Below are 13150 nucleotides of genomic sequence, written 5' to 3'. Positions count from 1 at the left end.
CCGGCACCCCCTAGCGGAGGCGGGTGACGCGGGCGCCGAAGGAGGGTTCGGCCAGGTCGGTTGCGACCGCCACCGGGACGCTCTTCGCGCCCTCCCCGTCGCCGGCCGTGAGGACGCCGACCTCGGTTCCCGCCTTCGCGGCGTGCGGGGTCCCGGACGCTCCCGGCCGCAGGGTGAGCTTCAGCTGCTGGCCCGGAACGCCGATCACGTTCAGGTCCTTCGTGGCCACCAGCGGGGTACGGCCGCCGAGGCCGTCGTCCACGTGCCCGACGGTCTGGCCCTTGCGGACCACGGGAGCCGAGGCGAGCGCCTGCCGTACCGCCTCGATGATCTTCTTGCTGTTGGCCAGCACGAGCTTCAGGCTGTTCTCGCCGTTGAGGTCCGGGCCGTCCACGTGCTGGTCCATGAGCGTGCCGAGGATCAGCGGGGTCTCGTCACCGACCGACTTGTACGCCGCCCACATCAGCGTGCCGCCCGCGGGGGTGCTGGACCCGGTCTTGATGCCGCGGATGCTCAGGCCGTTGGCCGAGAGCAGGGTGTTGTTGTTGATGAGCGGCGTGGACAGCCCCTTGATCTCGGCGCTCGGCAGCGCGACCACCGAACGGAACGCCTCGTCCTTCATCACGGCCTCGGCCAGCTTCAGCTGGTCGGCGGCCGTGCTGACGGTCGCGGCGTCCAGACCGCTGGGATCCGTGTACGTGGTGTTCTCCATGCCGAGCTCCTTGGCCGCGGCGTTCATCTTCGCGACGAAGGCCGCCTCGGCGTCGGTGCCGGCGTCCCAGCGCGCCAGCAGCCGGGCGATGTTGTTGCCCGACGGGATCATGAGCATCTTCAGCATGTCCTGCTGGCTGAACTTCGTACCGGCGACGAGCCCCTCGACCCGGGACTCGTGCTCCGAGGTGCCGTCCGCCACTGCCTTCGTGTCGATCTCGATCTGGGGGCCGGCCTCGCCCTTGCGGAGCGGGTGGCCCTTGAGGATCACGTAGGCCGTCATCACCTTGGCGACGCTCGCCGTGGGGACGGGCTTCTGCTCGCCGAAGGCGCCGACGTCGCCGGAACCGGGCACGCGTACGGCCCCCTGGCCCTTGGCGGGCCACGGTACGGAGAACTGCCCGTCGAGGGTGTGCGCCTGCTCGGCCGCGACGATCTGCGGGGCGGGCAGCGGGCGCAGCAGCTGCGCGCCGGTGACCGCGCCGGCCAGGAGCAGCAGGATCGGGGTCCAGATCTTCACGCGCCGGACGGCGGTGCGGCGCGGGGTCTCCGGTGGGGGCGCGGTGTTGGTGAGCTCGGCCAGCAGGTCCAGCGGGGGCTGCGGGGGGAGCGGGACCTTGCGGGTGGGCTCGACGACCCCGGCGGGAGCCGCGGCCGGGGCCTGGGCGGGGGCGGCGGCCGGAGCCTGGGCGGGGGTCGCGGCCGGGGTCGCGGCCGGAGCCGGGCGCCGGTTCTGCGGTACGGCTGCCGGCCAAGGGGCCTTCTCCGCCGGGGCGTCCAGCTCCTTCAGGGCCACGAACTGGCTGGTGCGCTCCGGGTCCTCCGCGTCGGCCTCGGCCGCGTCGTTCCGAGCCCAGGACGGCGCCTGCCGGGGCTTGCGGCCCGCGTCGTCCGCCGGACCGTCCTCTGCGGGCCCTTCGGCCTCGACCGCTTCGGCTTCCTCGGCCGACTCGTCAGGTGCGTCCTCGTCCTGGGCCGCACCGCCGCCGCCATCACCCTCGCCGGTGGCCTCGGTCTCGGGCTCAGGTACCTCCCGGCCGTCGGCCTCCGCCTCGGGCTCGGCTACCTCCCGGCCGCCGGCCTCCACGTCAGGCTCGGGTGCGGGCCCGCCGGTGGCCTCCGCGTCGGGCTCCGCCTCCGTGTCGGGCTGTGCTTCGGCCTCGGGCGCGGTCTCGCCGGCCTCAGGCTCGGCGGCGGAGCTGCCTTCGGCCTCCGCCTCGGATGCCTGCTCGGCCTCGGCTTCCGGCTCGGATGCCTGCTCGGCCTCGGCTTCCGGCTCGGGGTCCGCGTCAGCCTCGGGCTCGGGCTCCGGCTCGGCGTCAGCCTCCGGCTCCGCGTCGGCCTCGGGCTCGGCTGCCGCCTCGGGCTCCGCGTCGGGCTCCGGCCCCGGCTCCGGCTCGGCGTCAGCCTCCGGCTCGGGCTCCGCGTCGGGTTCCGCGTCGGGTTCCGCGTCAGCCTCCGGCTCGGATTCCTGCTCCGCCTCGGCTTCCGCGTCAGCCTTCGACTCGGGCTCCGCGTCAGCCTCCGGCTCGGCTTCTGCGTTCGCCTCGGGTTCGGCCGGGGCGCCCTCGTCGGGCCCGGTCTCCGCGGCGCCGTCGGCCTCGGCCTCGGCCTCGGCCTCGGCGGGCGTTTCGGCCTCTGCACGCTCCGGGGTCTCCGAGCCGCCGGTGCCGGGGGGCGTGTCCTGCGTACCGGGATCCGTCACCGGGGCCCCGGTCCCTTCCGTCGCCGGACTCTCCGGGGTGTCCGGGGAACCGCCCGTCACCGCTACCGCCTTCATTCCTGCCCCGCCTTGCCACTCACCACCGGTCGGCCGCCGCCCGGTTCTTGCCGATACTGTCGGGCGAGGCCCCCGCAGGAGCCTCGCCGACCGGCTAGATGTACGCCGCACCCCGTCCGTTCCCGGAACCGGATCCTGTGACCGTCCGGTCATACTTCGGCGCCTCGTCAAGGCAGGTCGGAGATGCTGGTGCCCGGGGGAAGCCGGAGACCGGGAGGCAGCGCCTGCAGGCCGAACCGGGGAGGGTGGGTGAAGTCGGCTGCCTGCGAGAAGTCGACGGTGGCGCCACTGAAACGGGCGGGCGGCACCGTGACGTACACGGACGGAAGATGGTGCTCACGGAAATTCACCGTGCTGCCGGTGAACGTGGCGCCTTCGAAGTCCACGCACCCTTCGGAGAAGTCGGTGTCCTCGAAGAGGATCTCGCCCGCCGCGAAGGCAGCGTCCCGAAAGCTGACCTGTGCGCCTGTGAAGCGGGCACTGTCGAAGGTGACCCAGCCGCCGCTGAAGGTGGCCCGGTTGAAGCGGACGGAGCCGCTGCGGAATTCGGCCAGCCGGAAGTAGACGCAGCTGCCTTCGGCGAAGTCGACCTCGTCGAAGACGACCTGGTCTCGGCCGTGAGCCACGAAGACCGTCTCCACGAAGACGATGTCGCCGCCGGTGAAACGGGCACCACGGAGGTCGGCCACGTCGATGACGGCGCCGGCGAAGTTGAGGTCGTGGCCCTGCCAGGATTCAGGGGCCTCATCGCGTAAGTGGGCACCGATGAGCTGCAGGACGATCTCACGAACCTTCCGTTCGCGGCGCCAGGTCGTGAGCACCTGGTCGTCCGTGGGTGGATCGGGTGCGTGTGGCATGCGCAGGTAGCCGCACAGCACGTCGATGCACATCTGCCGTTCCTGAGGCCATTCATCGGCGAGCCGTGCCATCGCGTAGGCGCCCGCCATGCGTACAGCCGGCTGGTCGGCTCCGAGTTGCCCGGCGGCGGCGCCGAACCGTTCGATCAGCGCCTTGTCGTATTCCCGGGCGTCGGTGGTCTCATTGAGATGCTGGCGTCGATAGGCGACTACGAGTGCCACTACGCCGCCGGCTCCGGCCACGACAGCCAGTGCGATCTTGATGGCGTCGTAGGTGTCGCTGGGCTTGAGCGGTCCGGCCACCTGTATTCGAGGTGCCCCCAGCGTCAGCCACAGCAGCCCCAAGATCGTTATGGATGCAGCACCGGCCAGCAGCAGTGCCGTGACGACATGCAGAACCAGTGGCCAGCGCATGACACCGCGCGGAGTCAGAGCCCTCATCACGCCCTCCCCCTTTCCCGCCCGCGGCCAGCGTGGCGTACCACCGGCACGCGCACCAGAGGGCCGGCACCGTCGCCGGGGCCGGTCGGCGGGTGAAGGACGTGCGCAGTACGAAGAACCTGGTCGCGGTCGGCCGGGACGTCCCTCGGATCCTCATGCTCTGAAAACGAGGGGGGAGGGCGGCGCCCTCAGCCGGTGTGGAGGATTCGGAAGCGGTCGGGTTCCGCCGGATCCCGGTCGGCGACTTGTACCGGCGTCCAAGTCCATTGCCAGACGCTGATGCCCGGTGTGCGGGAGAACCGGATCCGGCCGCGGGTGCCTTCCACTGCAACGCGCGGCCAGGATTCGGCCGTGCGCGCCCGGTCCGCGCCGCTGGAACGCAGCACGTCGGCGAGGACGGCGACCGTGTCGTAACCCTCGAAGGCGACGAAGGAGGGCGCTTCGCCCAGCCGCTCGCGGAGGGCCGCCCCGACGCGTGCACCGAGGGGACCGAGCTGTTCGGGCAGGTAGCGCAGGAACGGGATCGCGGCGCCGTCGGCGCCCAGCAGCGCCGCCCATTCGGCGAACTCCGGCTGTCCGGCCGGGGCACCGATCAGGATCTCGGCGAGGCGCGGGTCGTGGCGGACGGACTCGACGATCGGCACGGCCGGCTCGGGGTGGCCGACCAGGAGGAGGAGCGCTGTCGCGCGGTGGTCGACGAGTTCGTCGCACAGCGCCGCGGGGGTGAGCGCGCTCATGTCGAGTTCGATGACGGTGCCGCCGCGTGGAGCGAGGTGGTCCCGCAGGATGCGGGTCCCGGAAGCCCAGTAGACACTCGGCTGTGCTGCCACGGCGATACGGCTGTGGCCCGCGCCGAGGAGGAAGTCTGCGTAGATCCGCCAGCCGTGGGACTGCGCCGGGGCGAGGCGCGCGACCCAGTGCGTCGGCTGTTCGGTGAGCTCGTCGAGCACGGCTGACGAACAGAGGAACGGCAGGCCGAGGGCGTCGGCCCTGGCGGCAGCGGCGCGGGCGACGACGCTGTGGTACTCCCCCGCCAACGCGGCCACGCCCAGGCCGGCCAGTTCGTCCACGGCCGCCGCCGCCCTCTGCGGGTCGGCCGCGGTGTCCCGGACCACCAGCTCGAGCGGTCGCCCGAGGATCCCGCCGGCGTCATTGACTTCGCGGACGGCCAGCTCGAGTCCGGCGAGCAGGTGCCGGCCCGCCTCGGCCCAGCCGGGCCGGGTCAGCGGTACGAGAGCGCCGATCCGGACGGCTGATCCGTCCGCTGCTCGCTGCAGCGCATCCGGGGAGCCCAGCATGGTGTGCGGCAGATAGCCGGACCGGACGCCGGGCTCCCACCCGTGCACCTGGACGGCAAGGGCGGCCAGGGCGAGAGCGCCGAGTGGCAGCAGGGTGCGGGGGGCGGGATCGGGGCCCACGCTCTCCCGGTGCTCGATGAGCCGGGTCGCGAGTGCCCGCTCGAAGGCGTGCTGGTCGTCGTCGAGGAGTACCCGAAGCAGACGCTGGTCCTGTGTCAGCGGGCCGGCTGCGTCGAGCCTTCGGGCGGCCCGGGCGCGCTCGTCGGCGTCCGGCTTGCGCAGGGTCACGGCGGGCCGGTTGCGTGGCAGGTGCCCGTCTGCCCTGGCCAGGTAGCCGCACAGTGCGTCCATCGCCGCGAGATCGGCCGGGTCCGACGTCGAGTTCAGCTTCGAGTGCGGCACCCCGTCGTGGATCGCGGGCGCATAGTCGTTGCGCAACAGCAGGCCGATCACCTTCTGCCGTTCCCACACCAGGCCGCTGACCATGCACGTTTCGAACGTGTCGAGCCACGTCCTGGCGTTGGGGGCCTGCCCGTCGGGGTCGAGTTCGACGACGTCGCCGAACTCGATGTCCTCGCTGCTGAGCGTCTCGTCGATGAGCGGGAAGAGGATCTCCTGGTCGCCGTGGGGGAAGCAGCCGAGGCTCAGCACCCCCAGGGAGCACTCGGCAGCGGTCCGCAGTGCCGAGCGCGTCGGCTCGTCGAGCGCGGGGTCCGCCACGGTGCGGGCGGCGACGTGGTCGAGGAGTTCGTCGTGCAGCTCCTGGATCCTCGCCGGGGATGCGTGGTCGTAGCGCATGTCGTACCACCGCCGCCGGGTCCGCCGGCCGATGTCCTCGAGCGCGTGGGCCATGCGCTCGCTGCTGACCTCGTGGCGTGTTTCGTCCTGCACGGCTGGCGTCCTTACTTGACATCCTTCCCGCCCGAAAGGGACGGGGATTCCTAGCTCACTGTGCCTGGCACCTAGCAGGTGGCGGGTCTTACAAGATCGGCACTAGCCGGGTTGAGACCAGCCCGGACGAGCATCACGCGGAAGAAGTTCTTGTCTCTGGGGGACACCGCCCCGCACGCGGTGCACGTATACGTTCGTTCGGAAAGTGGTAGTGCGTGCTTGGCTCTCGCTCCGCACCGCGCGCAGTCCATCGTGGTGTGCGCGGGGTGTACCAGGTGCACGGCACGACCGTGCTTGCGGCCCATCTCGATCAGGGCCGTCTTCGCCGCGGAGATCGCCGCGTCGGCCGCCTTGCGGGCCGTGGTGGTCTTCGCGAGGAACTTCGGGCGGAAGTCCTCGACCGCGTGGGCGTCGAAGTCGCGGGCCAAGGTCTTGGCCCACTTGCGGCCGGTGTCCTGCCGCTAGCGGGCGATCTTCTTGGACACCTTCGCCGCCTGCCCGGCACTCTTCCCGTGCCCGGCGTGCGGGAGGTCGTGCGCGTCGCAGGTGGTCGTCGCAGGTGGTCGTCGCAGTCTCCCTGACGCCCCAGTCCACGCCGACCACCCAGCCGGTCTGCGGCAGGTGCTGCACCTCGGCGGTCACGACGAACGACGCGTACCAGTGTCCGAGGCTGTCGCGGTACACCCGCACGCTGCTCGGGTCAGAGGGCAGGTCACGCGACCACACCACCGTCAGCACGATCCCGCCGGCCAGGTGCAGGCGTCTGTCCTTCAACCTGAACCCGCGTTGCGTGCAGTTCAGCGACGGCAGGGCTTCCCGCTTCTTCTTCACCCTGGGCATCCCGACGCGCTGGCGCATCGGCAGCTTCGCCTTGATGTCCTTGAGCGCCTTGGCCCGGGACTTCGCGACGTCCCGGATGATCTGCTGCTGCGGAACCGAAGCCCCCTCACGCAGCCATCCCATCGAACGGCGGGCCTCGGTCAGCATCTTGTCGAGCTGCGCCGGACCACACGTGATCTTCTGCTCAGCGGTCCTGTTCAGCTTGTGGACTTTCCGGGACACCGCCACGGACTCATTCCACACCCAACGACACCGCGCCCACTCGGCATCCAGCCGGCCCAGCGCGGTCGACGACACACGCAGCCGGAAGGTGTACTGGGCGTGCCCGGTCTCCTCCGCTGCCACTGCTGCTGCCGTCGTCACGACGATCACCCTAATCGGCACCACTGACAACGAACGAAAGTCGCTACCAGCAGGCGAGGGGCCGCCAGCAAGCTGACGGCCCCTCGGGGAGTTCAAGGTTCTCCCACCCTTCGGATCGGCAGGTTCTCAGCCGAGCGAAACATAGCCATGGGTTCGACGGCCCAAAAAGAGGTAGGGCGGAACATCCTGCATGCCGAGGCGGAAGCCAACTCCCGTGCGGGCGGCTGATCGTCGTTGTCATGCTCCGACACGATCAGAGGGGCGCCGCCTTACCGGACGTGGCCCTGCCCGAGGCGTTCGCCGCCCCGGTCGGGACGGCCGGCACGACCGTGGCCGACCTGGCGACGGTGCCGGTGGGCGCCGACGGCAAGGTGGAGTTCGCCAACCAGCAGGCGTCAGGCTGCCGGGGTCCGCCAGACCGTCATGTCCGTCGACACGAAGTTGGGTACGCCCTTCACGTGGACGGTCGACTTGACCTGGATCACGAGCAGCGCGATGTCCCCCGACGGGCTCCTGACGCAGATCTCGCTGCCGAGCGCCACCGCGGCCAGCGGGACTCTCCGGGAGCCGTTCGCCGTGAGTGCCCGGCACTCCTCGAAGGAGCCGCTCGGCTCTCCGAACAGCAGGGTCATCAGGCTCGAGTCGCTCTCCAGGGCGCATTCTTGCTCCGCGCACGTCAGGCGGATGTCGCCCGTGCGGTCCTCGTGCCGGACCGGGTCCTTGAGGCTGATGGAGTTCTTCTCCTCCAGCATCAGCATGGTGTGGGGAACGGGCTTCGGTGGCTGGGGCGTGCTTGCGCCTCCGGGTCCGGAGGCGGATCCGGACCCGGAAGCGGCCGGCTTCCCGTCGGCGGCCGCTGAGCCGGCCGGGCCTGATGGTGTTTTGTGGGCTGCCGCGGCCGAGGCGGCCGCTGCCGCGTCCCGGTCGCGCTGTCTGTCCGTCGCGTCCATGACCGTCCAGGCCAGCCCTGTCAGCACGAGCACCCCTGCTGTCACCGCCGCGGCCGCGATCAGCGCGGTACGCCGCCTGCGCGGGTTCCGTTCCTGCGGCTCGGCCGGCGTCGGCCGGCCGACCAGCGGCAGGGTGTGCACCGGGGTGGGATCCGGGACCGGCGCCGGAATCATCACCTCCGGCCCCGTCACCTCCCGCCAGACGGCCGGGCCGCCGCCCCCGTCGGCGTCCTCGCCCAGCCGCTGCCGGCACCACGCGACGATCTCCGCCGGGGTGGCCCGCTCCTCCGGATCGGCGGCCAGACACCGGGCGATCAGCGGACGCAGCGGCTCCGGCAGCCGGGAGAGATCGGGGTCGGAGTGCACGATCCGGAACAGCACGCTCACGGCGGGGCCGTCTCCGTACAGCGGCTCGCCCAGCGCGGCGAACGCCGCCGTCTGGCCCAGCGCGAAGACGTCGGTTGCTGTCGTCACCTCGCCCGCCGACGCCTGCTCGGGGGCCATGTACTGGGGCGTGCCGATGGCGGTGCCCGTGGCGGTGTGCGCGGTGGTGCCGGACGCCAGCGAAATACCGAAGTCGATGACACGGGGCCCGTCGGCGGCCAGGAGTACGTTCGAGGGCTTCAGGTCCCGGTGCACGATGCCGGCACCGTGAATGGCCTGGAGGGCTTCGGCCACCCCGGCCACCAGCCACAGCACCGCGGGCACCGGCAGCGGTCCGCGCCGGGCGACGGCCTCCGTGAGCGAGGGCCCGGGCACGTAGAGGGTGGCGAGCCAGGGCGGCACCCCGTCCGCCTCGGCATCGATCAACTCGGCGGTGTACGCCCCCCGGACGCGCCTGGCCGCTTCCACCTCGCGGCGGAACCGCCGCCGGAACGCCGGATCCTCGGCCAGCTCGGGCCGCACCACCTTGATCGCGACCGGGCGGCCGCCCCGGGTGTACGAGAGGTACACCCGGCCCATGCCACCCGCACCGAGCCGGGCCACGAGGCGGTAGCCGGCCACCGACTGCGGATCGTCCTCCTGCAGCGGCTGGAACACCTCGGTCGCGCTGTTCATCGGTTCCCCCCGATCCCCTGACCAACCGATGGGTTGATCCACATCACCCTAAGCGCCGGGCGGGGGACGGGAACGGCCGGGATGCGGACCGCACGGGCCGCCGGACAGGGCATGAACCGTGCACTGCGTACCGGGGCCGCCGCTGTCGGCTCCGAGGGCGCGTTCGTGATCTGTGGTGTCTCCAAGTATCGCATTCACGCTCAGTCCATTGCAACGAACAAGCACTCCTTGTTGCGTTAGGTTCAGGAACATTGCAACGATTTCTTGGCTATCACCTGCGGTGATGCTGATTTTGCGCAACGAACCTGTTGCCGGATCCATGAATGCAACGTAGCTTTTCCATCATCAGAAACAGCGGGCCGACGGAGCGCACGCTGCAGAAGAAGGAGAGCACCATGCAGAAGTTCGACACCCCCGCCGCCAGCTCCACCGTCGTCGACATCCCCGCAGGACGCGTCCGGTTCATCGCCGCCGACCGGGACAACACCACCGTCGAGATCCTGCCCGCCGACGCCTCCAAGAGCCGGGACGTGAAGGCCGCCGAGGAGACCACCGCCACCTACATCGACGGTGTCCTGCGCATCGAGGCCGCACCGGCCAAGAACCGGGTGCTCGGCTCTTCCGGCTCCATCGAACTGACCGTCCAGCTGCCCGCCGGCTCCCGTATCGAAGCGAAGCTGGCCAGCGGCGAGTTCCGGGGCGTCGGGCGCCTCGGTGACGTCTCCTTCGAGGGCGCGCAGGCCACGGTCAAGATCGACGAGGCGGCGAGCGCCCGTATGACCCTCATGTCGGGTGACGTCTCGGTCGGCCGCCTGGGCGGGGACGCGCAGATCAGCACCCAGAAGGGCGACCTCCACATCGCCGAGGCGGTCCGCGGCACGGTCACGCTGCGCACGGAACTGGGTGAGATCACGGTCGGTGCCGCCCGCGGCGTCTCCGCCTCCCTGGACGCCGGCACCACCTACGGCCGGATCCTCAACTCGCTCCAGAACAGCGAAGGCGTCGCCGGCCTGAACATCCACGCCAGCACCAACTACGGCGACATCACCGCCCGCAGCCTCTGACCCGCAGCAGACAAAACACCAGCATCCCCGCCCAGAACCAGCCGAAGGGGTCCGTCCGATGAGCTCCCTCTCCCTCGCCGTGCGCGACTCGTCCACGATGCTGCGCCGCAACCTCCTGCACGCGCGCCGCTACCCGTCCCTGACGCTGAACCTGCTGATGACGCCGGTCATGCTGCTGCTGCTCTTCGTCTACATCTTCGGCGGCGCGATGAGCGGCGGCCTCGGCGGCGGCGGCCGCGACGAGTACATCGCCTACATCGTCCCCGGCATCCTGCTCATGACCATCGGCAGCACCGTCGTCGGCGCCGCGGTATCCGTCTCCACCGACATGTCCGAAGGCATCATCGCCCGCTTCCGCACGATGGCCATCCACCGCGGATCCGTGCTGATCGGACACGTCATCGGCGGTGTCCTGCAATCCCTCGCCAGCGTCGTCCTCGTGGGCATCGTCGGCGTGGCCATCGGCTTCCGGTCCCACGACGCCACGGCCCTGGAATGGCTGGCCGCGTTCGGACTGCTCGCCCTCTTCGCCCTGGCACTCACCTGGATCGCCATCGGCATGGGCATGGCCAGCCCCAACGCCGAGGCCGCCAGCAACAGCGCGATGCCGCTGATCCTGCTGCCGCTCATCTCCAGCGCGTTCACCCCGATCGACTCGATGCCGGGCTGGTTCCAGCCCATCGCCGAGTACCAGCCCTTCACGCCCGTCATCGAGACCCTGCGCGGGCTCCTGCTCGGCACCGAAATCGGCCACAACGGCTGGCTCGCCCTCGGCTGGTCCATCGCCCTCATCGCACTCGGCTACCGCTGGTCCACCGCATCCTTCAACCGCGATCCCAAGTAACAGCCATGACAGCCCGACCCGTCCCGGGGCGGCGTACACCGGCACCCGCCGGCGCACGCCGCCCCCGCGGCATTCCCGGCACCGGCTGTACGGGTTCTCCAGCGGACCGCGAGCGGTCGTCGAGGACGGGGCGTGATGCTCGGGACATGAGCTCCGATACGGACGGGCGCGAGCCCTCGCGGGGCATCGAACCGCCCGCCGGCGCCCCATCCCCCGAGGGCACCGGCGGGCTTTCGCTCTGTCCGCCGCCGGTTCGGTCGGTGTGATCAGCGGGGGCCGTGTTGCCGGCACAGACGAAGGGACACACCGACCATGAACAACACGTGGTTCCGGCGCTTCACCACGACCACGACCACGGGAAACGGGCCACGCCTCTTCTGCTTCCCGCACGCGGGAGGCTCCGCGACGGCGTACGTGCAGCTGGCGCGTACGCTGCCCGCGGACTTCGACGTGGTGTCCGTGCAGTACCCGGGCCGCCAGGACCGGTACCACGAGGAGCCGTTCACGGCCGTGGCCCCGCTCGTGGAGGCAGTGGCCGAGGAGCTGGCCCACGAGCTGGCCTCGGACCCCGGACGGCCGTACGCCCTGTTCGGCCACAGCATGGGCGCGCTCGTCGCGTTCGAGACGGCCCGGCTGCTCGTCGCCCGGGGCGATCTGCCCGGGCCCCAGCGGCTGTTCCTCTCCGGCCGGGGCGCGCCGCAGCCCGGCACCAGCTCCCAGTACGACTTCTACGAGGACGCCGACGTGCTGGCCGAGCTGCGCAGGCTGGGCGGCACCGATCAGTCGATGCTCGACAACCCCGAGGTCCTGGAGCTGGTACTGCCGGCGCTGCGAGCCGACTACCGGGCCCTCGCCGCGTACGAATGGCGCGGGGGAGAGCCGCTCGCCGCTCCGATCACCACCCTGATCGGGGACAGCGACCCGATGGTGACGGTCCAGGAGGCCGGGACGTGGCGCGAGCAGACCACCGGTGACTTCGATCTGAAGGTCTACCCCGGCGGCCACTTCTACCTCGTCGACCAGGTCGACGAGGTCGCGGCGGCCGTCACCGAGGGACTGCTCGCCTCCGCCGCTGCCTGAACCCGCCTTCCCGGCCGGCCGCCGCCGTGCCCGGATGTGGCGAAGACCCCCGGTGTGGTGGTGTCCTGACACCACCACACCGGGGGTCTTCGTGTTCCACCGCGATGCCCGGAGTGCGGCTCAATATGCCGGGTTGACCTTGACCCTGGGTCAGGGTGGACGCTGATGGCATGACCCATTCCACTTCCTCGCCCTGGACCGGCATGGTCCCTGTCGACGACACGGCCCTGGCCGTCACCGATACCCGTGGCCCCGGCCGCCCCCTCGTCTATCTGAACGGCTCCTACGCCGACTCCCGGCCCTGGCGGCCCGTGATCGCCGAACTCGACTCCGGCTGGCGGCACATCACGTACGACGAGCGGGCCCGCGGCCGGTCGAAGCGGTCGGCGGACTACTCCTTCGAGGCGTGCGTCCGCGACCTCGATGCCGTCCTCGATGCGACCGGGGTGGAGCGGCCGCTGCTCGTCGGGTGGTCGTACGGTGCGGCGCTCGCGGCGCACTGGGCCGACCGGAATCCGGGCCGGGTCGTGGGGATCGTGCCGGTGGACGGCGGCATTCCGTACGGTCTGACCGGCGAGGAGGGCCGTGAGCGGATCCGGCGCCTGTTCCGCCGGATGCGGTGGCTGCTGCCGCTGGTGCGCCCGCTGGGCCTGGCCGCGCGGATGACCGCCGACCAGCATGCCGACATCAACATCGAGGCCAACGAGATCAACGCCGCCATCGAGCCGGTGCTCGACCGCCTGACCTGCCCGGTGCGGTACGTCCTCGCCACCGGGGGCAGCCTCGGCGGGGGCCAGGAGGAGATGGAGAAGATGCGGACCGCACTCGATCCCGTGCTCGCCCGCAACCCGAACGTCAAGGTGAGCGCGAAGGTCGCGAGCAACCACTCCAAGATCCTGGCCAGGGACTTCCGGGCGATCGCCGCGGCCGTCCGCGAGACCGCGGCCGCGCACGACCAGCGGGCCCGCTGAG

At 71.2% G+C, this 13150-nt stretch carries 8 protein-coding genes and 2 pseudogenes; 4 read left to right on the top strand and 6 right to left on the bottom strand.

What is annotated here, in order from left to right; translation table 11 throughout:
• Positions 1 to 10 precede the first annotated feature (10 nt).
• The 6 genes and pseudogenes from AB5J51_RS41050 to AB5J51_RS41025 all read right to left on the bottom strand — a co-directional run bounded on the left by AB5J51_RS41050 (position 11) and on the right by AB5J51_RS41025 (position 9190).
• A complete protein-coding gene (locus AB5J51_RS41050) occupies positions 11 to 2491 on the bottom strand; it encodes a serine hydrolase (protein ID WP_369780522.1) in 2481 nt (826 codons plus the stop codon).
• 167 nt (positions 2492 to 2658) lie between these two features.
• Positions 2659 to 3789 (bottom strand): pentapeptide repeat-containing protein, encoded by a 1131-nt coding sequence (locus AB5J51_RS41045; protein ID WP_369780521.1) that lies wholly within the window; start codon positions 3787 to 3789, stop codon positions 2659 to 2661.
• Positions 3790 to 3977: 188 nt separating this feature from the next.
• Positions 3978 to 5033 (bottom strand): ABC transporter substrate-binding protein, encoded by a 1056-nt coding sequence (locus AB5J51_RS41040; RefSeq protein ID WP_369780712.1) that lies wholly within the window; start codon positions 5031 to 5033, stop codon positions 3978 to 3980.
• Positions 5028 to 5939: pseudogene (locus tag AB5J51_RS41035) on the bottom strand (immunity 49 family protein); the annotation flags it as partial. The gene AB5J51_RS41040 and the pseudogene AB5J51_RS41035, both read right to left, overlap by 6 nt.
• Positions 5940 to 6049: 110 nt before the next feature.
• Positions 6050 to 7181, bottom strand: a pseudogene (locus AB5J51_RS41030) (RNA-guided endonuclease InsQ/TnpB family protein).
• Between the two features lie 395 nt (positions 7182 to 7576).
• Positions 7577 to 9190, bottom strand: a complete 1614-nt coding sequence (locus AB5J51_RS41025) for a serine/threonine-protein kinase (protein ID WP_369780520.1) — start codon at positions 9188 to 9190, stop codon at positions 7577 to 7579.
• Between the two features lie 395 nt (positions 9191 to 9585).
• On the opposite strand from AB5J51_RS41025, the gene AB5J51_RS41020 reads away from it, so the two are divergent.
• From AB5J51_RS41020 to AB5J51_RS41005, 4 genes are all read left to right on the top strand, one after another.
• Positions 9586 to 10254 carry a DUF4097 family beta strand repeat-containing protein gene (locus tag AB5J51_RS41020; RefSeq protein ID WP_369780519.1) on the top strand — a complete coding sequence of 223 codons (669 nt, stop codon included), beginning with the start codon at positions 9586 to 9588 and terminating at the stop codon, positions 10252 to 10254.
• Between the two features lie 58 nt (positions 10255 to 10312).
• Entirely contained in the window at positions 10313 to 11098 is a 786-nt protein-coding gene (locus AB5J51_RS41015; RefSeq protein ID WP_369780518.1) for an ABC transporter permease, read from the top strand.
• A 312-nt stretch (positions 11099 to 11410) separates the two neighbouring features.
• A complete protein-coding gene (locus tag AB5J51_RS41010; protein WP_136226485.1) occupies positions 11411 to 12178 on the top strand; it encodes a thioesterase II family protein in 768 nt (255 codons plus the stop codon).
• A gap of 170 nt (positions 12179 to 12348) precedes the next feature.
• Positions 12349 to 13149, top strand: a complete 801-nt coding sequence (locus AB5J51_RS41005; RefSeq protein WP_053788219.1) for an alpha/beta fold hydrolase — start codon at positions 12349 to 12351, stop codon at positions 13147 to 13149.
• The last annotated feature ends 1 nt before the right edge of the window (position 13150 follow it).

This window comes from Streptomyces sp. R33, assembly GCF_041200175.1.
GTDB lineage: Bacteria > Actinomycetota > Actinomycetes > Streptomycetales > Streptomycetaceae > Streptomyces > Streptomyces katrae_B.
The sequence above is the reverse complement of the archived record's forward strand: the minus strand, read 5'-3'. Positions and strand labels throughout refer to the sequence as shown.

Excerpts from the sequence above, each read along its gene's own strand:
- AB5J51_RS41050 (WP_369780522.1), bottom strand. The coding sequence starts at position 2,491 with ATGAAGGCGGTAGCGGTGACGGGCGGTTCCCCGGACACCCCGGAGAGT.
- AB5J51_RS41045 (WP_369780521.1), bottom strand. The coding sequence starts at position 3,789 with ATGAGGGCTCTGACTCCGCGCGGTGTCATGCGCTGGCCACTGGTTCTG.
- AB5J51_RS41025 (WP_369780520.1), bottom strand. The coding sequence starts at position 9,190 with ATGAACAGCGCGACCGAGGTGTTCCAGCCGCTGCAGGAGGACGATCCG.
- AB5J51_RS41020 (WP_369780519.1), top strand. The coding sequence starts at position 9,586 with ATGCAGAAGTTCGACACCCCCGCCGCCAGCTCCACCGTCGTCGACATC.
- AB5J51_RS41015 (WP_369780518.1), top strand. The coding sequence starts at position 10,313 with ATGAGCTCCCTCTCCCTCGCCGTGCGCGACTCGTCCACGATGCTGCGC.
- AB5J51_RS41010 (WP_136226485.1), top strand. The coding sequence starts at position 11,411 with ATGAACAACACGTGGTTCCGGCGCTTCACCACGACCACGACCACGGGA.
- AB5J51_RS41005 (WP_053788219.1), top strand. The coding sequence starts at position 12,349 with ATGACCCATTCCACTTCCTCGCCCTGGACCGGCATGGTCCCTGTCGAC.